The organism is Marixanthomonas sp. SCSIO 43207 (assembly GCF_019904255.1).
Lineage (GTDB): Bacteria > Bacteroidota > Bacteroidia > Flavobacteriales > Flavobacteriaceae > Marixanthomonas.
In genome coordinates, this window is sequence record NZ_CP063203.1 from 2137195 (window position 1) to 2159537 (window position 22343).

Annotated in this window: 20 protein-coding genes; 2 read left to right on the top strand and 18 right to left on the bottom strand. The window is 35.0% G+C overall.

Annotated features, from left to right (window positions below; all coding sequences use genetic code 11):
• Positions 1 to 27: 27 nt before the first annotated feature.
• From wecB to lysA, 4 genes are all read right to left on the bottom strand, one after another.
• Positions 28 to 1137, bottom strand: a complete 1110-nt coding sequence (gene wecB, locus INR76_RS09950; RefSeq protein ID WP_223107770.1) for a non-hydrolyzing UDP-N-acetylglucosamine 2-epimerase — start codon at positions 1135 to 1137, stop codon at positions 28 to 30.
• 2 nt (positions 1138 to 1139) lie between these two features.
• Positions 1140 to 2429, bottom strand: a complete 1290-nt coding sequence (locus INR76_RS09955) for a nucleotide sugar dehydrogenase (RefSeq protein ID WP_223107772.1) — start codon at positions 2427 to 2429, stop codon at positions 1140 to 1142.
• Entirely contained in the window at positions 2429 to 3421 is a 993-nt protein-coding gene (locus tag INR76_RS09960; RefSeq protein ID WP_305067279.1) for an SDR family oxidoreductase, read from the bottom strand. The genes INR76_RS09955 and INR76_RS09960 overlap by 1 nt, the downstream gene beginning before the upstream one ends.
• 574 nt (positions 3422 to 3995) lie before the next feature.
• Positions 3996 to 5201, bottom strand: a complete 1206-nt coding sequence (lysA, locus tag INR76_RS09965) for a diaminopimelate decarboxylase (protein ID WP_223107774.1) — start codon at positions 5199 to 5201, stop codon at positions 3996 to 3998.
• Positions 5202 to 5558: 357 nt separating this feature from the next.
• On the opposite strand from lysA, the gene INR76_RS09970 reads away from it, so the two are divergent.
• Positions 5559 to 6752 (top strand): DegT/DnrJ/EryC1/StrS aminotransferase family protein, encoded by a 1194-nt coding sequence (locus tag INR76_RS09970; protein ID WP_223107775.1) that lies wholly within the window; start codon positions 5559 to 5561, stop codon positions 6750 to 6752.
• A gap of 2 nt (positions 6753 to 6754) precedes the next feature.
• On the opposite strand, the gene ribB is transcribed toward INR76_RS09970, so the two are convergent.
• The 13 genes from ribB to nhaC all read right to left on the bottom strand — a co-directional run bounded on the left by ribB (position 6755) and on the right by nhaC (position 19552).
• Positions 6755 to 7903 (bottom strand): 3,4-dihydroxy-2-butanone-4-phosphate synthase, encoded by a 1149-nt coding sequence (gene ribB, locus INR76_RS09975; RefSeq protein WP_223107776.1) that lies wholly within the window; start codon positions 7901 to 7903, stop codon positions 6755 to 6757.
• An 80-nt stretch (positions 7904 to 7983) separates the two neighbouring features.
• The gene (locus INR76_RS09980; protein WP_223107777.1) at positions 7984 to 9432 is read right to left on the bottom strand and encodes an LptF/LptG family permease; all 1449 of its coding nucleotides are present in this window, start codon (positions 9430 to 9432) and stop codon (positions 7984 to 7986) included.
• 65 nt (positions 9433 to 9497) lie between these two features.
• Complete coding sequence (locus INR76_RS09985; RefSeq protein WP_223107778.1) at positions 9498 to 10151, bottom strand: outer membrane lipoprotein carrier protein LolA; 654 nt, start codon at positions 10149 to 10151, stop codon at positions 9498 to 9500.
• On the bottom strand, positions 10141 to 12513 hold the full coding sequence (locus INR76_RS09990; RefSeq protein WP_223107779.1) for a DNA translocase FtsK: 2373 nt from the start codon (positions 12511 to 12513) through the stop codon (positions 10141 to 10143). The genes INR76_RS09985 and INR76_RS09990 overlap by 11 nt, the downstream gene beginning before the upstream one ends.
• A 106-nt stretch (positions 12514 to 12619) precedes the next feature.
• Complete coding sequence (locus tag INR76_RS09995; protein WP_223107780.1) at positions 12620 to 13582, bottom strand: hypothetical protein; 963 nt, start codon at positions 13580 to 13582, stop codon at positions 12620 to 12622.
• 2 nt (positions 13583 to 13584) lie between these two features.
• The gene (locus INR76_RS10000; protein ID WP_223107781.1) at positions 13585 to 14220 is read right to left on the bottom strand and encodes a hypothetical protein; all 636 of its coding nucleotides are present in this window, start codon (positions 14218 to 14220) and stop codon (positions 13585 to 13587) included.
• Between the two features lies 1 nt (position 14221).
• Positions 14222 to 15613 (bottom strand): VWA domain-containing protein, encoded by a 1392-nt coding sequence (locus tag INR76_RS10005; protein ID WP_223107782.1) that lies wholly within the window; start codon positions 15611 to 15613, stop codon positions 14222 to 14224.
• Between the two features lie 92 nt (positions 15614 to 15705).
• Complete coding sequence (locus INR76_RS10010; protein WP_223107783.1) at positions 15706 to 16065, bottom strand: diacylglycerol kinase; 360 nt, start codon at positions 16063 to 16065, stop codon at positions 15706 to 15708.
• 1 nt (position 16066) lies between these two features.
• Complete coding sequence (gene tpx / locus INR76_RS10015; protein WP_223107784.1) at positions 16067 to 16567, bottom strand: thiol peroxidase; 501 nt, start codon at positions 16565 to 16567, stop codon at positions 16067 to 16069.
• 143 nt (positions 16568 to 16710) lie between these two features.
• Complete coding sequence (locus INR76_RS10020) at positions 16711 to 16959, bottom strand: hypothetical protein (RefSeq protein ID WP_223107786.1); 249 nt, start codon at positions 16957 to 16959, stop codon at positions 16711 to 16713.
• Complete coding sequence (locus INR76_RS10025; protein WP_223107787.1) at positions 16940 to 17254, bottom strand: co-chaperone YbbN; 315 nt, start codon at positions 17252 to 17254, stop codon at positions 16940 to 16942. The genes INR76_RS10020 and INR76_RS10025 overlap by 20 nt, the downstream gene beginning before the upstream one ends.
• A gap of 5 nt (positions 17255 to 17259) precedes the next feature.
• Positions 17260 to 17895: a peroxiredoxin gene (locus tag INR76_RS10030; RefSeq protein ID WP_223107789.1), complete on the bottom strand. Its 636-nt coding sequence runs from the start codon at positions 17893 to 17895 to the stop codon at positions 17260 to 17262.
• 166 nt (positions 17896 to 18061) lie between these two features.
• Positions 18062 to 19552, bottom strand: a complete 1491-nt coding sequence (nhaC, locus tag INR76_RS10035) for a Na+/H+ antiporter NhaC (RefSeq protein WP_223107790.1) — start codon at positions 19550 to 19552, stop codon at positions 18062 to 18064.
• 224 nt (positions 19553 to 19776) lie between these two features.
• Between nhaC and INR76_RS10040 the strand changes: the two genes are divergently transcribed.
• Complete coding sequence (locus tag INR76_RS10040; RefSeq protein ID WP_223107791.1) at positions 19777 to 21006, top strand: hypothetical protein; 1230 nt, start codon at positions 19777 to 19779, stop codon at positions 21004 to 21006.
• 71 nt (positions 21007 to 21077) lie between these two features.
• Here INR76_RS10040 and INR76_RS10045 read toward each other — a convergent pair whose 3' ends face one another.
• Entirely contained in the window at positions 21078 to 22289 is a 1212-nt protein-coding gene (locus INR76_RS10045; protein ID WP_223107792.1) for an aminotransferase class I/II-fold pyridoxal phosphate-dependent enzyme, read from the bottom strand.
• Positions 22290 to 22343 lie beyond the last annotated feature (54 nt).

Consider the following 22343-nt stretch of genomic DNA (forward strand, 5'->3'; position numbering starts at 1 on the left):
CTTGTTAATTGTTCAGTAAAAGAATACTTACATAAATATTTGTACAATTTTACTAGAAGCCTTGCCATCACCATAAGGGTTGTGTAATTGGCTCATCTTTTCAAAGCGTTCTTGATTATTTAATAAACCTAGAGTCTCTTTTACAATTAAATTTTTCTTTGTACCCACTAGAATCACTGTTCCGGCATCTACAGCTTCAGGCCTTTCAGTAGTGTCGCGCATTACTAAAACAGGTTTACCCAAACTAGGTGCTTCTTCTTGCACCCCACCACTATCTGTAATGATTAATTTTGCGCGGTTCATTAACCAAATAAAATCCTGATAGGCTAAAGGATTAATTAAAATTATATTGTCAATATATTTCAATATACGATTGACAGGCTTTTGTACTTGTGGATTTAAATGTACAGGATAGACTATTTTAATTTGTGGCTTTTGTATTGCTATTTCTTTCAAGGCTTCACATATACGAATAAATCCATCACCGTGATTTTCTCTACGGTGTCCTGTTACCAGAACCACTTCTTTATCCTCAAGCCTTTCTGCCAATTCTTTAACTAGTTTACTTGGATTGGCGTAAACTTTTGTTACACTTTGTAATAAAGCATCGATAACTGTATTACCAGTAACTATAATATTTTCTTCTGAAATATTTTCTACCAGTAAATTCTGTTTAGAGATTTCAGTAGGAGCAAAATGAAAATCTGCTATTCTGCCCGTTATTTGTCTATTGATTTCTTCTGGAAAAGGAGCCCATTTATCATGGGTTCGTAAGCCTGCTTCAATGTGGCAAACCTTTGCTCCACTATAGAAGGAAGCTATACTACCTGCCATAGTAGTGGTGGTATCCCCATGAACAAAAACATAATTCGGTTTAAACTCTTCTAATACTGGTTTTAATCCTGAAATTATGTCTCCTGTTAGGCTATATAGATTTTGACCGGGTTTCATTAAGTCTAAATCGTAATCTGGGGAAATATCAAAAAAATTTAATACTTGATCAAGCATTTCCCGATGTTGCGCTGTTACACATACTTTGGTTTCAAAAGTATTAGGATGTTTTTTAAATTCCTTTACAAGCGGAGCCATTTTAATAGCTTCAGGTCTGGTGCCGAAAAGGATAAGTACTTTTTTCATAATTATAACTTTGCGTTTGCCTTACCTTCTAAAACCCCCTTCACATCATAAACCACCGTATTCCCGTTCTTCAACTTGTCTAAGTCTAATTCTAAAAACTGTTTATGCGCAACGGTAAGTACGATTGCATCATAAGTTTCTGTAGGGCAGTCTTTTAAAGTTTGTAAACCATATTCGTGTTGTACTTCTTCAGGATTTGCCCAAGGATCATAAATGGTTACGTTGGTTTCGTATTCCTTTAAATGTTTAATTACGTCTACAACTTTCGTGTTTCGTACATCAGGACAATTCTCTTTAAAGGTAACACCTAGTACTAACACCTTAGCATTTTTTATTTTTAAATCATTACGAAGCATGAGCTTTATAACTTCACTGGCCACATACTGTCCCATACTATCATTCATGCGGCGCCCGGCTAGTATAATTTCTGGGTGGTAACCCATTTCTTGAGCTTTTTGAGCTAAATAATACGGATCTACCCCAATACAGTGTCCGCCAACCAAACCGGGTTTAAAAGGTAAAAAGTTCCACTTAGTTCCGGCCGCTTCCAATACAGCATGAGTGTCAATATCCATCATATTGAAAATCTTTGCCAATTCGTTCACAAAAGCAATATTAATATCACGTTGTGAGTTTTCGATCACTTTAGCAGCTTCAGCTACTTTAATAGTAGGAGCGAGGTGCGTTCCGGCAGTAATGATTGAGGCATACAAAGCATCAATCTTTTTTCCTATTTCAGGAGTAGAGCCAGAAGTAACTTTTAATATTTTTTCAACGGTATGCTCTTTATCTCCTGGATTAATTCGTTCTGGAGAATATCCGGCATAAAAGTCTGTGTTATATGTTAAGCCTGAAGATTTTTCGAGCACCGGGATGCATTCTTCTTCCGTAGCACCGGGATAAACAGTCGATTCATAAATGACGATATCTCCTTTTTTAAGAACACTTCCTACTGTTTCACTGGCTTTGATAAGAGGAGTTAACACAGGCCTATTGTTTTTATCAACTGGCGTGGGTACGGTAATGATAAAATGGGTACAATCTTGTAAATCGTTAAGATTAGTAGAACAGAAAAGTCCTTTTTCTTCAGAAGAAGAAAGGGTAGGATTTTTAGTGAGTAAAACACTTTGAAGCAAATCATCTTCAACTTCTAAGGTGCTGTCGTGCCCATTCATAAGTTCATCAACACGGGCTTGATTAATATCAAAACCTACCACAGCATATTTTGTGGCAAAAAGCCTGGCTAAGGGAAGCCCCACATAGCCCAATCCAATTATTGCAATTTTTTCCATTATGAATTTTGTAAATGTTCCCAATACCAACTAACGGCTTCCTTTAATCCGGCTTTAAAGGTATGTGAGGGGTTGTAGTTTAATTTTTTTTTTGCTTTCTCTATTGAAGCTAACGAATGAGGAATATCTCCTTTTCTGTTAGGACCGTGTTTGATTGCTACTTCAGCAATTTTGGAATCATATTCAGAAAGAAAATTTCGTAAATCTTCTGCCATAGAGGTGATGGTTGTTCGATCACCTACGGCTGTGTTATAAACGGTATTTAATGCTTCATCATTTTCGGTCGTAATTGCCAATAAATTCATCTGAACAACATTGTCAATATACGTGAAGTCTCTAGAAAATGTTCCGTCACCATTAATAGTCGGACTCTCATAATTCATAAACTGAATTACAAATTTTGGAATCACCGCTGCATAAGCACCATTAGGGTCTTGTCTTCTTCCGAAAACATTAAAATAACGCAAACCTATGGTGTCTAAATCATAGGTGCGTTTAAAATTATCGGCATATAATTCATTTACATATTTGGTGATGGCGTAAGGTGATAAAGGCTTTCCTATAACTTCTTCAACCTTTGGAAGGCTTTCTGAATCTCCATACGTAGAGGAACTGGCAGCATATACAAAACGTTTTACATCGTTATCGCGAGCAGCTACCAACATATTTAAAAATCCTGAAATATTTACATCATTACTAGTGACCGGATCCTCAATAGAACGAGGAACGGATCCTAAAGCAGCTTGATGTAATACAAAATCAACTCCTAAACAGGCTTCTTGACAGGTTTTTAAATCTCGAATGTCGCCTTCAATTAATTTAAAATTTTTAAGAGACAAAAAAGGAGCAATATTTTTTTTGTGTCCGGTAGCAAAGTTGTCTAAGCAAACAACGGTACTTCCAATATTGAGAAGGGCTTCACAAAGATTTGAACCTATAAAGCCGGCTCCTCCGGTTACTAGAACCGTCTTATTTTGAAGTGTTTTGAACATGTAGGTTGTTATTTAATAATTTTAAAAATACGCTGGGGAAAGACGTTTTAAAATTTTTGCAAAGATACAATTCTTCATTAGGTATCAACCCATATTTCATATAAATATTGTATAATGTTTATATTGCTTAAAAGTCCAATCCATATTATAAAAATATTTAAAATTATAACCTCGGCCTATCGAAAGTGTATCGTAAAATTTAAAATGAGAGTGCCGTGAAGAATTTTAGGCTGTTTGAGCTAGGCTAATTATTAATCTTCTCTATAGGTTAAAGCGAGTTCCTAAAATTTAGGCACTGAATGAAAAATTTAGATATAGTTTCGTAAGCCTAGATTTTTTTGGTTCGTTTTTTTATCAATGAAAAAAATGAACAAGTAAAATGGTTTGTTCTGCTTATTTTTTGTTTTTAAATAAAAACCCCAACGGTAACCAAAGAAAAATAAACAAATACCATCCTGTGAGTAGCCCAATCACCGTTATGATAAGACCAGCTGAGAGTAAGACTACCTGAAGTTTTGATAATTTCATAAATTAGAAAATATAAAAAAAGCCCCAATAAAAGGGCCTTTGTGATTTAAAAATCTAGAACAGTTTGATTTGAAATAAGATCATCAAATGTTTCTCGTTTTCGTATTAAATGGGCTTTATCTTGATACCATAACACTTCGGCAGGGCGGTATCTGGAGTTGTAGTTACTTGCCATTGAAAAGCAATACGCTCCAGCATTGCTAAATGCCAGAATATCGCCTTCTCGTATTTCTGAAATTCTTCGGTTATTGGCAAAAGTATCAGTCTCACAAATATAGCCTACTACGCTATAAAAACGTTCTTTTCCTTTTGGGTTTGATACATTTTCAATTTCGTGCTGTGATCCATATAACATAGGACGTATTAAATGATTAAAGCCACTGTCAACTTGAGCAAACACAGTAGAAGTAGTTTGCTTCACTACATTTACTTGTACCAAAAACTTTCCGGCTTCACTTACCAAAAATTTACCCGGTTCAAAAGCTAAGGTTAATTCTTTTCCATAGCTTTTGCAAAATTCATTAAAACGTTTGCTTAATTTTTTTCCTAATTCTGAAACATCTGTTTGAATGTCATCTTTCTTATACGGAACTTTAAAACCGCTCCCAAAATCAATAAAATCTAAGTTTTTAAAATGTTGAGCAGTTTCAAATAAAATTTCAGCAGCATATAAAAACACATCAATATCTAGAATGTCACTACCGGTATGCATATGAATACCGTTTATTTTCATCCCGGTATTTTCAACAATACGTTCAACCAAAGGCAACTGGTGAATAGAAATACCAAATTTACTATCTATGTGACCTACTGAAATATTGGTGTTTCCGCCGGCCATTACATGAGGATTGATACGAATACACACCGGGATATCAGGATGCTTCGTTCCAAATTGTTCTAAAATAGATAAGTTGTCTATGTTGATTTGAACGCCTAATTTGGCGGCAACTTCAATTTCTTCCAGTGAAACGCCGTTGGGCGTGTAAATAATATCTTTTGGATTTACGCCGGCCTCTAACCCTAACCGAACTTCTTGAATTGACACGGTATCAAGACCGCTTCCTAAAGAATTCAGAAATTTTAAAACCGAAATATTTGACAACGCTTTTACGGCATAATGAATCTTCACCTTCTTCACCTGTTTAAAAGCTTTTGTTAATGTTTTATATTGTTGCTGAATAGTTTCGGCATTATACACATACACTGGGCTTCCAAACTCTTGCGCTACGGCTAAAAGGTTTTGATTTGTCATAATTTTAGTTTTAAAAAAATATAGGTTAAAAAAGTTGCTAAAATTAATAGGAATTAGCGACTTAACTAATAACAAAGTGGTAAAATTTTAAAAGAAGAGGGAATAAACCGGGCTTTCAACGTTATTAAACCCTAGTATCGAGTAAAATAAGCTATAGATGCTCCATAGATACTTCATAGATAAGCCATAGATAGTTCATAGATAAGCCATAGATAGTTCATTGTTTTGTAGGAATTTGATTAGTTTTCCTACAAGTTGTAAATATTTCATTTTAGAAAAAAATAGAAACCAAACCACCGTATCTTTTGCATCTTCAAAAGGCAAAAGCTACCTTTGTTTTGAACTAAATATACAACTATGCCCGGATTTGAAGTTTTTGGCGCTGAAGAGCGTAAACAAGTAAACGATGTTTTAGAAAGTGGTGTTTTAATGCGCTACGGTTTTGACGGAATGCGCAATGGCCATTGGAAAGCAAAACAGTTTGAAAATACTTTTGCACAACGTATGCAAAGCCAACATTGTCAATTGGTTTCTAGTGGTACTTCGGCTTTAACTGTTGCTTTGGCATCGGCCGGAGTAGGAGCAGGAGATGAAGTGATTATGCCAACGTTTACATTTGTTGCTAGTTTTGAATCTATTATGATACTTGGAGCTGTACCTGTATTAGTTGATATTGATGATACCCTTACCCTTGATCCAAAAGCTGTAGAAGCTGCTATTACCGATAGAACAAAATGTATCATGCCGGTTCATATGTGTGGTTCAATGGCAGACTTAAAAGCCTTAAAACAGATATGTCAAAAACACGACTTATTATTATTGGAAGACGCGTGTCAAGCCATTGGAGGTACGTTTGAAGGTAAGCCACTAGGTAGTTATGGCGATCTGGGATGTTTTTCATTTGATTTTGTAAAAACCATTACGTGTGGTGAAGGTGGTGCAATTATTACCAATTCAGAAAAGTATGCTATACAAGCCGATCAATATCAAGATCACGGTCACGATCACGTAGGGACCGATCGTGGTGCAGAAACACACCCACATTTGGGCTATAACTTTCGTATTTCAGAATTAAATGCAGCAGTTGGTATTGCTCAATTAGATAAATTAGATTCTATTTTGGCAACACAAAAGCGCAATTATACTATCATTAGAGAGACACTTGAAGAGGTTAAGGGCGTTACTTTTAGACGAGTTCCGGATGGTGGAGAAGAAAATTATTCATTTGTAAACTTCTTTTTACCTTCTGAAGAAAAAGCAAAACAAGCGCATCAAGCTTTATCAAAAAGTGGCGTAGAGGCTTGTTTTTATTGGTATACCAATAATTGGCATTATATAAATGGTTGGGAACATCTTAAAAACTTAAAGTCATTAGGAAACCTTTCTTCTGAAATAAAAACTCAAATACAAGACTTAAATCAAACAGATTTCTCAAAAAGCGATGCTTGGATGGGAAGAACCATTTCATCATTAGTGAAAATTGGCTGGACCGAAGCTGAAGTAAAAGATAGGGCAGAGGCTATGAAAAAAGCAATACAGTCAGTAGTATAATTTTAATAACTTACATACTCAGTAATTTCTAAGCCATAACCAATCATACCTACACGTTTGGTTTGTTCACTATTTGAAATTAAACGAAGTTTATGAATACCTAAGTCGTGTAAAATTTGGGCACCAATACCAAAATCTTTGTTGTCCATTTTTATACGTGGCGCTTTTATAACTTTATCGTTGCTTTGGCTATCTTTCAGTTCTTGTAAACGATTTAGTAAATTAAGCGATTGACTTTGCTGGTTAATAAATACAATAGCACCTTTTTCTTCTTTGTTGATTACGTGAAACATATCATCAAGTTTCTTTTCGGCATTGTTTGTAAGTGCTGCTAGAATATCGCTGTTTACCAATGTAGCGTTAACTCGAACTAAAACAGGCTCGTCTTCTTTCCAATGACCCTTGGTAAGTGCAATGTGAACTTGCTCGTTGGTAGTTTGTTTGTACGCTCGTAATCTGAATTTTCCAAATTTGGTATTAATATCAAAATCTTGCTTTTTTTCAATAAGAGAATCGTGCTCCATTCGGTAAGCAATTAAGTCTTCAATTGAAACAAGCTTTAAATCAAACTTTTTTGCTACTTCAACCAACTGCGGAAGTCTGGCCATAGTACCGTCCTCATTCATAATTTCTACAATCACACCGGCTGGTTTTAAACCTGCTAACCGCGCAAAATCAATAGCAGCTTCTGTATGGCCGGTTCTACGCAATACGCCGCCATCTTTAGCTTTTAATGGAAAAATATGCCCCGGTCTGCTTAGATCGTGTGGTTTGGTTTCTTCAGAAATTAGTGCGTCAATAGTTTTTGCACGATCACTAGCTGAAATACCTGTAGTAACACCTTTTCCTTTTAAATCTACAGATATGGTAAAAGCAGTTTCTAGAGGATCGGTATTATTTCCTACCATCATATCAAGTTGTAAATCTTTACAACGCGACTCGGTAATGGGTGCACATATTAAACCACGACCGTGAGTTGCCATGAAGTTTATGATGTCTGGAGTGATTTTTTCGGCTGCTGCCATAAAATCGCCTTCATTTTCACGATCCTTATCATCAACAACAATGATTACTTTTCCGTTTTTTATATCTTCAATAGCTTCTTCAATAGAATTTAATTGAATTGAGGTGTTTTTTTCTGTAGAAATCATAGCGTTTTATTATGTTGCAAAGATACGTAAAGCGAGCTAAATGAAAGAAATTTATAACCGATGAGTTTCTTCAGAAAAGATTATTCATCTGCTTCTTTCTTTTTAAATAATTTACCAATTCGTTGTAAAAAAGAATCAATATCAACAATACCTTGATCTGTTGTTGCTCTATAGGTTAACCAAACACTTAAAGGTAGCATTATAGCGGTACTCAACCAGGTGGCGATAAAGGGGTGCATAGTACCATCTTCAGCACTGTTTTTTGCAAAAATACCTATGAAGTGATACGTTAAAAAGAGTAATACAGCAACAACCATAGGTAATCCCATACCTCCTTTTCGAATGATAGCTCCTAATGGCGCTCCTACAAAAAAGAGAATGATACAGGCAATACCCAAAACGTATTTTTCATGAAATGCAATTTCAAACTTATTAAGTCGTTTTGATTTTACAAAGAAATCTCGCTTTTTAGCTTGAACAGACTGAAGCGTTCCGCGGGTATTGTTTAAGGATAAATCTAAAATTCTAATTTGTTCATTTTGACTAAAAATATCTAGAATGTCGTTGATTGTATCGGTGTCAATTTCTTTTTTATTGAGAGGTCTGTAATTGCTGCCAAATTTTGAAATTCCGCTTCTGAAATACATATTATCTGAAAAAGAACGGATATCGTCTGTAAAACTTCCGGAGAGAGAATCTATTTCTACTACAAGCTCACCGGTGGTATACATGTTTTCGTTGCTGTAATTATTGTCCTTGTCAAAATCTGCATTATTAAACTCTGTTAAGTCAATATTTATAACATATTCTTTAAATTCACTCTTGGCAAAAGGTTCACGTCTTTGGTCTTTTGCATCGTTTACTTGTACGTCTTCATAGTAATTTCCATCATTTAGGATAAGCGAAAGTGTGTTGCTTCCTTCTTCACTGGCAAGCTCACCATTGTCTGCAATGATTACGGTATAATTTCCGTTGGGTTTTTTATCATTCTTTTTATGAATTACCACATCTTCTAGAAATTCGTCATTTTCTCCAGATTTTTTGGCAACTTTAATATTAAAATTGTCACCTACTTGACTGAACTGACCTTCGGTAATAACCATTGAAGGCTTTGATTGGGCAATGTTTCTGCGTAAGTTTTGCCATTTATATTCTGAATAGGGAATCACATTATTTGAAAAGAAAAATGCTGTAATAGACAATATAGCGATAAACACCATCAATGCTCGCATAGCTCGTTGAAGCGATATTCCTGTAGATTTCATAGCCGCAAATTCATACTTTTCAGCAAAATTTCCGAAGACCATTAAAGAGGTAACCAAAACAGTCAATGGCAATACTAAGGGAATAAGTCGCGGTGAAACGTACCAAAGAAACTTTAATATAATCCAAACATCTAGATCTTTTCCGGCTAATTCAGAAATATAAAGCCAAATTGTTTGCAAAACAAAGATGAACATTAAAATAATGAAGACGCTTAAAAACGTCTTCAAATAAGCTATTAAAATGTATCTGTCTAGTATCTTCATTTGCTACAAAAATAGTATAATAAACAGGATTGTGATAGTAGTATACCCAAATCAAAGATGTGTTTTTAATCTAGCTTGTTTATATAATATCCGTCTGATGCGTATTTAGATTCATCAAAACTAAACAACGTTTTTGATAGCGGTTGATTGGTTTTAAACGAATTAACGGTTAAGGTGTATTTGGTACCATTAGCGTCGGTTTGGATTAACTTATAGATGTGTTTGGTTTGCACATCAATACCAAGCAAAATATCCTTTATTTCTGCATTTGAATCAATAGGAATCAATTTTACAAACTGAATTTTACGTCCTTTTACGTTTTGAGTGATATCCATTTTATAGCGATATCCATTTTCATAAAAGGTCAGCATTTTTGAAGGAGTGATTTGTTTATCATTCCTTGGGTTGTAGTTTGAGATTGTCACTTCTTCGTCCTCAGGACTAATTGTGTACATTTTTTTACCATCAAACATGGTGGTTGCTCCCAGCATATTCAAAACATATTTTTCTCCGGCAATAGTCACATCACCACGAGTATCTTGGCTTACGTTTTCTTTTGTGTTATTCAAATTGTATTTGAAATCTATTTTAATATTATCATAGCTTTTTGCCTTTGCTGAAACTTCTTTCAAAAGTTTTTTTGCGTCTTGAGCTTGTACAAAACTCACAGCTAAAAAAGCTAAAACGATACAAGTTGCTGTTTTCAAATTATGAATCATTGTTTTCATTGTCTAAATGTTGTTTAAGTGCTTCTAAGGTTGGTATCAATACTTGTCTTGCTTTACTTCCTTCAAACGGACCTACAATTCCTGCGGCTTCTAGTTGGTCTATAATTCTTCCGGCTCTATTGTATCCTAATTTCAATTTTCGTTGTAATAAGGATGCAGAACCTTGCTGAGCAATAACTAGTACTTCGGCAGCCTGCGGAAACAGTTTATCACGTTCTTCGATAATATCATCAAGAGTTGTGCCACCTTCTTCGCTTTCATATTCGGGTAGCATATGTGCATCTGGATATGCTTTTTGTGAACCAATATAGTCTGTTATGTCAGCTACTTCAGGTGTATCAACAAAGGCACATTGCAATCGTGTCAGGTCGTTTCCTTGAGTGTATAACATATCTCCACGACCAATTAATTGATCAGCTCCCGAATTGTCCAAAATAGTCCTAGAGTCAATTTTACTGGTTACCCTAAAGGCTACTCGGGCAGGGAAGTTGGCTTTTATAATTCCGGTAATTACATTTACCGAAGGTCGCTGCGTGGCTACAATTAAGTGAATACCGATAGCTCGAGCCAATTGTGCAAGTCGAGCAATAGGCGTTTCTACTTCTTTTCCGGCGGTCATGATTAAATCTGCAAATTCATCAATTACCAAAACAATGTAAGGTAGAAAACGGTGACCGTCGTTTGGATTTAATTTTCGTTTTTTAAACTTAGCGTTGTATTCTTTAATATTTCGGCAAAACGCTTCTTTGAGTAAATCATAGCGTTCATCCATTTCAATACACAATGAGTTAAGGGTATTGATTACTTTGTTGGTGTCTGTGATGATTGCCTCTTCGCTATCTGGCAGTTTTGCCAAATAATGACGTTCAATTTTATTAAAAAGCGTTAATTCAACTTTTTTAGGATCTACGAGTACAAATTTCACTTCTGCAGGGTGTTTTTTATACAGTAGTGAAGTGAGAATAGCATTTAACCCAACCGATTTACCTTGTCCTGTAGCACCGGCCATCAACAAGTGTGGCATTTTTGCTAGATCAACTACAAAAGTTTCATTGCTAATGGTTTTTCCTAATGCTAAAGGTAGCTCCATCTCGGCTTTTTGAAATTTAGGCGAAGCAATTACAGAACGCATTGATACAATGCGAGCATCTTTATTAGGTACTTCAATACCAATTGTTCCACGACCTGGAATAGGAGCAATGATTCTAATTCCCAATGCAGAAAGCGATAAGGCAATATCGTCTTCTAAGTTTTTAATTTTTGAAATACGAATACCGGCATCGGGTACAATTTCATACAAAGTTACCGTAGGACCTACAGTCGCTTTTATATTTGAAATACCAATTTTGTAGTTATTTAGGGTTTCTACAATTCGGTTTTTATTTTCTTCTAGTTCTTCTTGATTAATGGTAATACCTTTTCCGCCCGTGTAATCTTTTAATAATTCAATAGTAGGAAATTTGTATTTGCTTAATTCTAGAGTAGGATCAAACTCACCAAAATCTTCAACTAATTTATTGCTTAAGTCTTCTTCAACCTCTTCTTCTTCGGCAGCTTGCTCAACTTCCATTTTTACTTCATCTTCTGAAGCTTCATTTGAAGGTGTTTCAACAGTTGGTTTTTCTTCTTCCTCTTTTGAAATATCCATGGCTACGGTTGAGGCTTCTTGCGTGGTAACTGTTTCAACTACAGATTTTTCATAATCAGTTTGTGAGGGTTTTTCTTCAGAAGTATCTTCAGAAAAATCATCTTTTAAGTCTTTCTTTGTTTTTCTAAAGTAGGCTGCAACAACATCTGGCGTGATTTTCAATCGAATTACAAAATAGACAATAGCTAAAAATGTCATTACAAGAATGGTTCCTGTAAGGCCCAAGTAATCTTGTGACAGGTCGTTAAGTTCATAACCAATTACACCACTTAAAAGACTGTTTGTCTCAGTAAAAAAGCCAAAGAAAGCAGCTATCCATATCATTACTAGAATACCCCAAAACCAGAAGCGTTTTAATTGGGTCTTGGTATAATCAAAAAAGTAATAAATTCCCGTAAGTGTTATTAAAAAGGCGAAGATAAATGCAGCTATCCCGAAACCATCATACACAAAAAAGTGGGCTAAATTGGTTCCAAACTTACTAAGCCAGTTTTGAGTTTCTAGTTCCCGTTCGGTTAAAATCCCTACTTCACTTTGATCTGCTTGCCAAGTAAAAAAATAGGAAAAGAAGGAAAGTATTAATGCCAATCCCAAGAAAAATAAAAAACCACCTAAAACAATCTTTTGCTGTTTTGATAGGGCAAAAGATATCTTTTTACGCGGCGTTTTGGTTTTTTTAGTTGCTTTTTTCTTTTTTCTCGCCATGGAGGATTGGGTTGTCTTTTCAGCAAAAATACAATATACAACGTCACAAACTACATAAAATTATTGAAATTACACGGGTAATTTGAAGAAAGTAAATACTAAAAAATTAACTGAATAAAGAATAGGTGATTAGCAATTTACCGTCTTTGCGCCATCTAATCCAACCTTTTCCTGTTTCGGTTTGGGTGTTATTTAATAATATTCCGTAAAGCCAGTCTCCTTCTACTAAAAGGGGAGTAATAGATTTAAAAGTTGCTTTTACTTCGCCGGCATAATCTAAAGGTTTAATACGTACAACTTGGTTTGTGTTTTGTTTAAGCTCAACGCTGTTCATTGATAAAATATATTCAGGCCACGACTTAAATGTTCCTGCATTTTTAGCTACGTAAGCTACTCGGTTTTCAATACGATTGGTTTCAACTTTGATAAAATCGTGACCTATTCCCAAAGCTTTTAAGTGAATAATTCCGTAATCTAGTTTGAGCTCGGCTGGTAGTAACCAAGGTGGCGCGTATTGAGTTGTAAAGTTTTTATATTGGTCTATCGTAAAAGCAAGGCTATCTTGTGGAGTGTGTTCAATTAAGCCTTTTTCAAGATTAACGCCTCCATAAAAATAAAGGGTACTGTTCTCATAAAAATTGGGAATAAAAAAACCTATTCCTATTTTTTCGTTTTTTGATAAAACAATTGTTTTGGAATACTTGTAGCGCATGGCAGTTGGCTGGGTAGTATTTTTAGGGCTTAGTTGTAAGTCATTCTGTTCATCTGCTTTATTTTGACGTTCCAAATACCGATAATGAGTTATACCGTATGCGATAATTAAAAGTAATAAAAGAATCCAGTTGAGTTTTACAATTAATTGGGGCTTAACATGATATGCTATAAAAAATGAAGAAATAAAAGCAATTCCCCCTACCAAAACACCATAACCCAATACAATTGCGCCACCTGCCAAACCTTGATGTTTTCCCGCGCCAAGCAGTGCAGATATATAAAGACCTACTGCAAAAAACACAAGTAGCATTAAAAAATAAAAAGCAATATTTGCGGGTTTTAAAATCTTTTGCATACCTAACTCAATAAATTATAACGAATTAAAAGGGTGTTGTCTTTTCGCCATCTAATCCATCCGGTTGTACCGGTTGCTTTAAAATCACTTCCTAAAACCGTTACTTGCATCCAATCACCCATAACATAAATAGGTTTTAAAAAAGTAGCTTGATCATAGACTCTTCCGGCAGATTTAACCATAGGATTATCAAAAATCTTTTGTTTTTCTGAAATAAACTCTACCGAATGTATACTCAATAAAAATTCTTCCCAGGAAACAAAATCTCCATTTTGCCGAAGCATATAAATGGTTTTCCCTGTTTCTTCATTTGCTATAAGTTCTACATAATCTAGCCCTAGCTTTTTTACACTTATGAAGAAAATTCCGTAGTCTATTTTATTGTGAATTGGAGCAAACCAACTAGGGGCTTTATCAACTATAATAGTATAACCCTTTTTTATAAAGGTGATACTATCTACTGCTTTTTCTAGACCGGGTGTTTTGACGTTTAGACTTTCTTCACTATACAAGTAAATAGTATGGTCTTCAGCTACAGTAGGAGAAAAAAAACCTATAGGCATCAATTTTTCTTGACAGTGAAAAGTGGTTGTAACCATCACTAGAACTAGTATTAAATGTTTTTTTAATAAATACATATTAATAATTGATGGTTTCTGAATGTGTTTCACCGGCTTTAATGGTTACAGTAACTGTTTTCTTTCCGAGGTTGGAGTTTTTTCCCAACGCATTTGTTTGCACTTTATAGGTACCAGGATTGATATTGATTTTTCTGCCTTTATTATAAGTACGACCTCCGGCAACACGCTTTCCTGTAGCGGTATCTTCAACGTAGCTTGTGCAATCAATAAGTTCACCATTGTACTTTGGGAGTATTTCCAACACACCACTTTCAAAATTATAACGTACAGGTGTCTCTTTTCCGGGTTCTATTACTTTATCTTCAATAATAGTTGTGGTTTCTAGACCTTGCATATTTAATGCCTGAACTTTTATATCATACGTTCCGGCGTTTAATTCTACCGGCCTTGTTTTTCCATAGGTTCTTATACCACCTACAACCGTTCCATTTTGATCGGTTATTTTTGTTGTGCAGTCCCAGCCTTCACCGTTATTGGTTGTAGTTATTACAAATTTACCTCCATCAAAACTTACTAATTGAAAGGTTTTTTTGTCGTCATAGGTTGTAACATTTTTAAAAAGAAGCGGTTTTATTTTTGAATTTTCAAGGGGTCTCACTTCAATATCATAGGTTCCGGCCGGTAAGTATGCATAAGCTGTGTCCCGATATGTACGTATGCCTCCCATTCTTTCGCTGGTTCCAGGTTTATAAGCGGTCATCAATGCATCAACAGCTTGATTGTTTTTTACAGCGTATATACCATGATTTCCTTCATTTTTATCAATGGTTTGGGTAACTACTTGATTCATTGCATCTCCAAGAGCATTTGCGTCTGCTGCATCGTAGTATGTTCCGTCTCCGGCAGTTGCAGCACATTTTAATTGTCCTGTTTCTTCAGCTTTAAGTCCAAATCCTACAATATGTAATTTAAAGTCGATCCCTTCTTCTTTGGCAGCTTTTACTACATCACAGATATTTCCGTTGCAGGATTCAATTCCGTCTGTGATTAAAATAATAGTTGCCTTTTCTTTGCTCTTCCGAAGTTGATTAATAACAGTAGTTGCAGAATAGGCTAGTGGTGTTTTACCTAATGGTTTAATATTTTTTACAGCAGTTGTAATAGTGTTTTTTGAACTATTAGAAATACCTACTAGAGTTTCAACATCTTTACAGTCTCCTTTTTGGCGATGGCCATACGCTACTAGACCTATTTGTTGATTGGTTGGTAAATTATCAACAGTAGTTGACAAGACGCTTGAAGCAATTTCCATTTTGGTTTTGCCTTGCATTTGCCCCCACATAGAGCCGCTGGCATCATAAACGAAAATTATAGGTGCGGGATTATTTGATTGAGCGTTTAACTGAAATGACAACAGAAAAACACAAAATAGTGCAGCTAGTTGTTTCATAATTAAAATTTTGGTCGTACTAAATTTAACCAAAATTAATATATGAAAATAGTGTCTTTTTTGTAGTAATTAACTGACTGTTAAGTGGTTGTTTATAGTTTTGGAATGTAAATTATACATCCAATAATAACAGCTCCTACAGCAGCAAAAAATACGGCTCCTGCTGCTACATCTTTTATAAGGCCTATTTTGTTATGAAAATCTGGATGTACAAAATCTGCTATTTCTTCAGCGGCTGTGTTAAGTCCTTCAACACTCATAACCAAAGCAATAGCAAATATTTGTAACATCCATTCAGTATTGGAAATTTCAAAATAAAACCCTATAAGAGTCATTATAATAGCAATACAAGCTTGAACCTGTATGCTGGGTTCTTTTTTTAAAAGCGTCCAAGCGCCTTTTGCTGCGTATCCACAACCTCGTAGCCGTTTACCAAGGAATGTGTTCCACATATTATAGAAGTGTTTTTAAGGCTGAAAGGTAATCGGGTTCTTGACCTATTTCAGGAACTTGTTGAGAGTGAATTACGGTTCCTTCTTCATCCAATACAACCACAGCTCTAGAATGTAAGCCTTCTAGTGAACCACTTATCATTTCTAAACCATATTCTTTTCCGAAGTTACCTGTTTTAAAATCTGATAAATTGGTTACATTATTGATATCTTCATCACTTACAAAACGTTTTTGAGCAAATGGAAGATCTCTTGAAATACATAATACCTCTGTATTTTGTAAGCCGGTTGCTTTTTCATTAAATTTTCTTACTGAAGTAGCACACACATTGGTGTCAATACTTGGAAAAATATTAAGTACCACACGTTTTCCTTTGTAATCTTCAAGGGTTTTTGTGGACATATCTTGCGCTGTTAATTTAAAGTTTGGTGCTTTTTCTCCTTCTTGAGGTAGTTTTCCTGACGTTTCTATTTGATTTCCGCCTAAAGTGATTTGAGCCATTTTTTAAGTTTTTTTATTGACTATAAAGTTACGCAAATAGGAAGTTGAATATTCTAAAAGTATTCATAAACTATTTACTTCATAAAAAATCCCTCAAAACAAATAGTAATGAGGGATTTTTAACAGTTATATTATGTTACGTGCTACCGGTCAATAGAGCCTAATACTTTTTTAGAAAAAGCGTTGGCTGCATCTCGTTCCGGCATTCCGTCTTCGATCATTTGATGAACTTCAACTGCACCGCAAAGATTAGTGATTAATTCACCTACCACATTTAATTCTTCATCACTTATGCGATTGTATTCGCTAAACGATTCTAGTACTTCAATGCAGTTTTCTATTTGTGCTGAAGAGTTATTACGTTGTAAGTGTCTAATTACTGGTAACTTCATCTACTAATTCTTTTAATGGATCAAATTTATTGGTTTGAACCTGATTAACAAATGTTCCGTTTTTGAAAGTTGCAAATGTAGGTAAGTTGTCTACTTTGGCCATCTGTCTGCTTTCTGGAAACTTCTCAGCATCAACCAAAACGAATTTAAAATCTTCTACTTTGTTTGAAAGTTTTTTAAATTTTGGTTTCATCAGTCTACAGTTTCCGCACCAAGAAGCTGCGTATTGAACAACTACATTTTGCTCTTCTTCAACCAGTTGTTTTAGACTATCTTCTTTAAGTTCTACTAACATAGTGTTTAATTTTGTAAATAGGTAGCAACGCCGTCACGTGTAGCGATCATTCCTTCTTTACCTTCTTCCCAGTTTGCTGGGCAAACTTCGCCTTTTTCCTGAACGTGTGTGTAAGCGTCTACCAGTCTTAAATATTCGTTTACATTACGACCTAATGGCATATCATTTACACTTTCGTGGAAAATTTTACCTTCTTCATCAATAAGGTATGTTGCACGATACGTTACGTTTGATCCTTTTAAGGTTACTAAATCTTGTTCTTCATCATAAGATTCACCTTCAATATCAAGAATGCCTAATGCGTTTGAAAGGTTTCTATTGGTATCTGCCAATAATGGGTAAGTAACACCTTCTATACCACCATTGTCTCTAGGAGTGTTTAACCACGCAAAGTGAACTTCTGGTGTATCACAAGAAGCACCAATTACCATTGTATTTTTATCTTCAAACTGCTTTAGTGATTCTTGAAACTTGTGAATTTCAGTAGGGCACACATACGTAAAATCTTTTGGGTACCAGAATAATAATACTTTTTTATTATTCTTTTTTGCTTCTTCTAGAACGTTAATTTGAAGGGTGTCGCCCATCTCGTCCATTGCATCTACTGTGATATTTGGAAATTGTTTTCCTACTAATGACATATTATTTATTGTTTATAAGTTAGTATTCTATTTCACTGCAAAAATAGGAGAAAGAACTGTTTAAAAATGCAAATGAAAATGTAAAATTTTATTTCAGTATAAATAAAATAAATAGTGTTTATGCTTGTCCATAAGACAAAACAATAAAAAACTGTAAGCTCTTATTTTAAGCTGCTTTTGGCTCAGAAAGCGTTTTAATTTTTATACGGAAAGCAGCAAATAATAGAGTCATAAAAGGACTAAGCCAGTTAAAAATAGCGTAGAAAAGATAATCAATAACCGGCACACCAAGCACACCACTGTGATAAGCTCCACAAGTATTCCACGGAATTAAAACCGACGTTACAGTACCGCTATCTTCAAGGGTTCTAGATAAGTTTTCAGGAGCCAATCCTTTGTCTTTATAAGCTTGTGCATACATTTTTCCTGGAACTACTATAGCCAAGTATTGATCGCTCGCTGTAAAATTTAATCCTAAACACGTAAACACGGTACTAGCAAATAGCCCGAAAGTAGTATGAAATAAGTTAAGTAATGCTTTACTAATAGCTGCTAGTGCTCCAATAGCTTCCATTATTCCACCAAAAACCATAGCGCAAATAATCAACCAGATTGTCCCTAACATGCCATACATTCCTCCGGCTGAAAATAAATCATTTAACACCTCATTATCTGTGGGAATAGAAATATCAACCGTTATTGCATCCATAACTCCTTTATAGCCGCTAGTTAAATTTAAACTTTCAGAACCCCCAATTGAAGCAACTATATCAGGTTGAAAAAATAATGCAAAAACTCCGCCTAAAAGTGTCCCAATTAATAATGCAATGAGGGGAGGCGTTTTTTTAACAATCATTCCTATAACCAAAATAGGAACAATGAAAAGCCAAGGACTAACGTTAAAAGAAGCTTCTATAGAGGAGAGTATTGATTGTGTGTCTGCAACACCTTCAGGATCTAATGTAAAACCAATAAATACAAATACCAAAATAGTTATAACTATAGTAGGTACTGTAGTAAGGGTCATATATCTAATATGCGTAAATAAATCGGTTCCTGCCATAGCAGGAGCAAGATTGGTTGTGTCACTCAAGGGAGATAGCTTATCACCAAAATATGCTCCAGAAAGTACAGCTCCTGCAGTCATTCCCAAGGAAATTCCAAGGGCTTCGGCAATTCCTATTAATGCAATACCAACTGTGGCAGAAGTTGTCCAACTACTTCCTGTAGCGACAGATATGATAGCACAAATTATAACACAAGCTGCTAGAAAAATTGTGGGGTTTAAAACTTGTAAACCATAATAAATCATAGTAGGAATAATACCACTCAACAACCAAGTCCCGGCTAACGAACCTACCATTAATAATATAAGAATTGCGCCGGCTGTAGACTTTACATTTTTGGAAACCTCCTCAATCATGAATTTGTAGTCAACCTTATTAAAATAGCCAACTATCGCCGCTACGGCAGCACCCATTAATAAAATAAATTGATTACTTCCGCTTAATGCATCGTCTCCGTATACGTAAACATTGTACGCCAACATTCCTATTAAAGCAAAAACAGGGATTAAAGCTTCCCAAATATTCAATTCTTTATTTTCTACAATCTGTTCATCTTGAGTTCCTTTAGATTCCATGTTTTGGCTGTCCATTCAGTTGGTTTTAAATTTTTGAAATGTAATGTTACGATTTTGTAAAAAAGTATGCAAGGAAATAGCTTTTGGTTACTGATAATTTGTGTTGAAATGTATAAAATGAAATTACTGAAGCAAATTTGGTACTTTATCTATAAAATATTCAGTTATATCGAAAAGAACCAGTTTTTGTAGGAAAATAGCTTCATATGCTATTGGTTTGCAGCACCAAATTGATAATTATGAAAACAAATTACCTACTTATATTACTTATTTTAGTTTCTTTTACAGCAACCTCACAGATAGGAATCAATACAACAAATCCAGACCCTTCAAGTATTCTTGATATTTCATCTGAAAATAAAGGTGTTCTTTTTCCACGTATTGCTTTAAGCGGAAAAAATGATGCTAATACTATTTTAAATCCCGCAGAAGGATTGTTAGTTTATAACACAACTAATAATGGTGCGTTGTCTTCAGGTTTTTATGTTTGGGACGGAAGCACTTGGGACAATATAAATACGGGCGAAAGTTCTGGTGGAGGAAGTGGCTCTAACGATGCCTGGTCATTAAATGGTAATAATGGCTCATCAAATGATTTTTTAGGAACAACAAACTGGAGCTCATTACAATTTAAAGTAAATAATAGTCAGATGGCTTTATTTCACCCTAATGGCGGTATGGCTTTAGGATATAACGCTGTTGCTAATAAAAACAATTCTGTTGCGATTGGTACAGGAGCTAATGCTTCTGCAAGAAATGAAGCAACAGCTTTGGGAGCTTCATCAACTGCATCTGGATTTCAATCTGCAGCAGTAGGGTATAATGCAAAAGCAATAAATAGTAATAGTACGTTGGCGTTAGGGAACTCTGCTACAGCTTCAAGTTTTCAAGCAACAGCAATTGGTGTAAATGCAAATGCCAATTCAAATAATAATGCTTTGGCTATAGGCACAAACAGTGAGGCAAAAGGCGAAAATAGTTCAGCCTTAGGAACTAACTCATTAGCTTCTGCTCAAAATGCAATGGCTGTTGGGTATGGTGCTGTGGCTAATCAAGCTAATACTTTAATACTAGGAAACAATTCTCCTGCTTCAAATTGGAACGGAACCAAAGTAGGGGTAGGAACCAGTAAACCCGATGCAAAACTAGATGTGAATGGTACTTATAAATTAGGTTCAAATGGAAACGTTCATAAAGGGGTAACGAGTTTTAGTAAAGGCACTAATTTAGGAGCTATAAGTGCAGGAGATAGTAATATTATCACTATTTCTATTCCTAATGATGCTAGACCTTCTTCTACAAAAGCTACCATCGTTGTAACACCGGATAATGGAATGTCTGATGATTTTGTAATTGCTTGGTCCAAGTTACAGAACACTTCAACCTTACGATTAAAAATTTTGAATGCATCTAAAAATTCATACAGTAATACTTACACAACATTTTATGTGACTATTACAGAATTTTAAATATTTACCTTATAAATAAAACCTCCTAATCTAGACATTAGGAGGTTTTGTTATTTAAATGGAAGTGTTGTTTACAAAACTCCAACCTTCACCATACATTCTCGCATCATTTTATAGGTACGTTCAATATTATTGTCCAAGCCTATTGAAAAACGTATTAATCCATCCGTAAGTCCCATTTCAGCTTGTTCTTCTTCAGGTATTTCAGAAGAGGTTGAGGTGCCGGGAGCACTAAATAATGTCTTGTAAAACCCTAAACTAACGGCTAAATACCCAAGATTTCTTTCTTGCATTAATTCCATAAGCTCATTGGCTTTGTCCAAACTTCCTACATCTACTGTCAGCATACCGCCGTAACCATATTCATGATTCATCATTTTTTTAAATTTTTCATGACTTGGATGTGTGGTTAGTCCGGGATAGACTGTTTTTAAGCCATCTGCTTGAAATTTTTCAGCAAGATACATTGCATTTTTACTATGTTGTTTAACTCTTATATGCAGTGTCCGTAAATTTTTTAAAATAGATGAAGCTCGCAAACTATCCATAGAAGCTCCCATAAGCATACTGGCGCCATCATTTACATTTCTTAATTCGTTAATAAACTCTTGTGTGCCACACATAACACCACCCATTGTATCACTGCTTCCGTTTATAAACTTGGTTAAACTGTGTAAAACAACATCTGCTCCAAATTTTGCAGGAGAAACAGAAAGAGGTGAAAATGTATTGTCTACCAATAACTTTAAACCGTGTTTTTTGGCAATTTTTGAAAGTTCTTCAATGTCTGCAACTTCTAGTAGAGGATTACTTACTGTTTCACAGAAAATTACTTTGGTTTTGTTTGTGATTGAAGCTTCAACAGCCTCGAGGTTTGTTATATCTACAAAAGAAGTTTGAATATCTAAGCGTGGTGCAAAATTTTTCAAGAAAGCATACGTACCTCCATAAATAGTTCTACTAGATACTACGTGGTCTCCGGCATAGCACAATTGCATAATAGTGGGTACAATGGCACCCATTCCAGTTGCGGCTACATTTGCTGTTTCGGTGCCTTCCATAGCGGCTAAGGCTTCGCCTAAATATAAATTTGATGGAGAAGAGTGACGTGAATATAAATAACATCCTTCTGCATTTCCTTCAAATGTATCAAACATGGTTTTTGCTGAAAGAAAAGTGTAGGTTGATGAATCTGAAATCGATGGATTAACTCCTCCAAATTCTCCAAAATATTGTAGGTCTTGAATTTTATCTGCCGGATTAAAATCTTTTGAATGTGACATAGCGTATTGTTTGGTTAAAATCTTTTTGATTGTTACATATCAAAAATAGAAGTA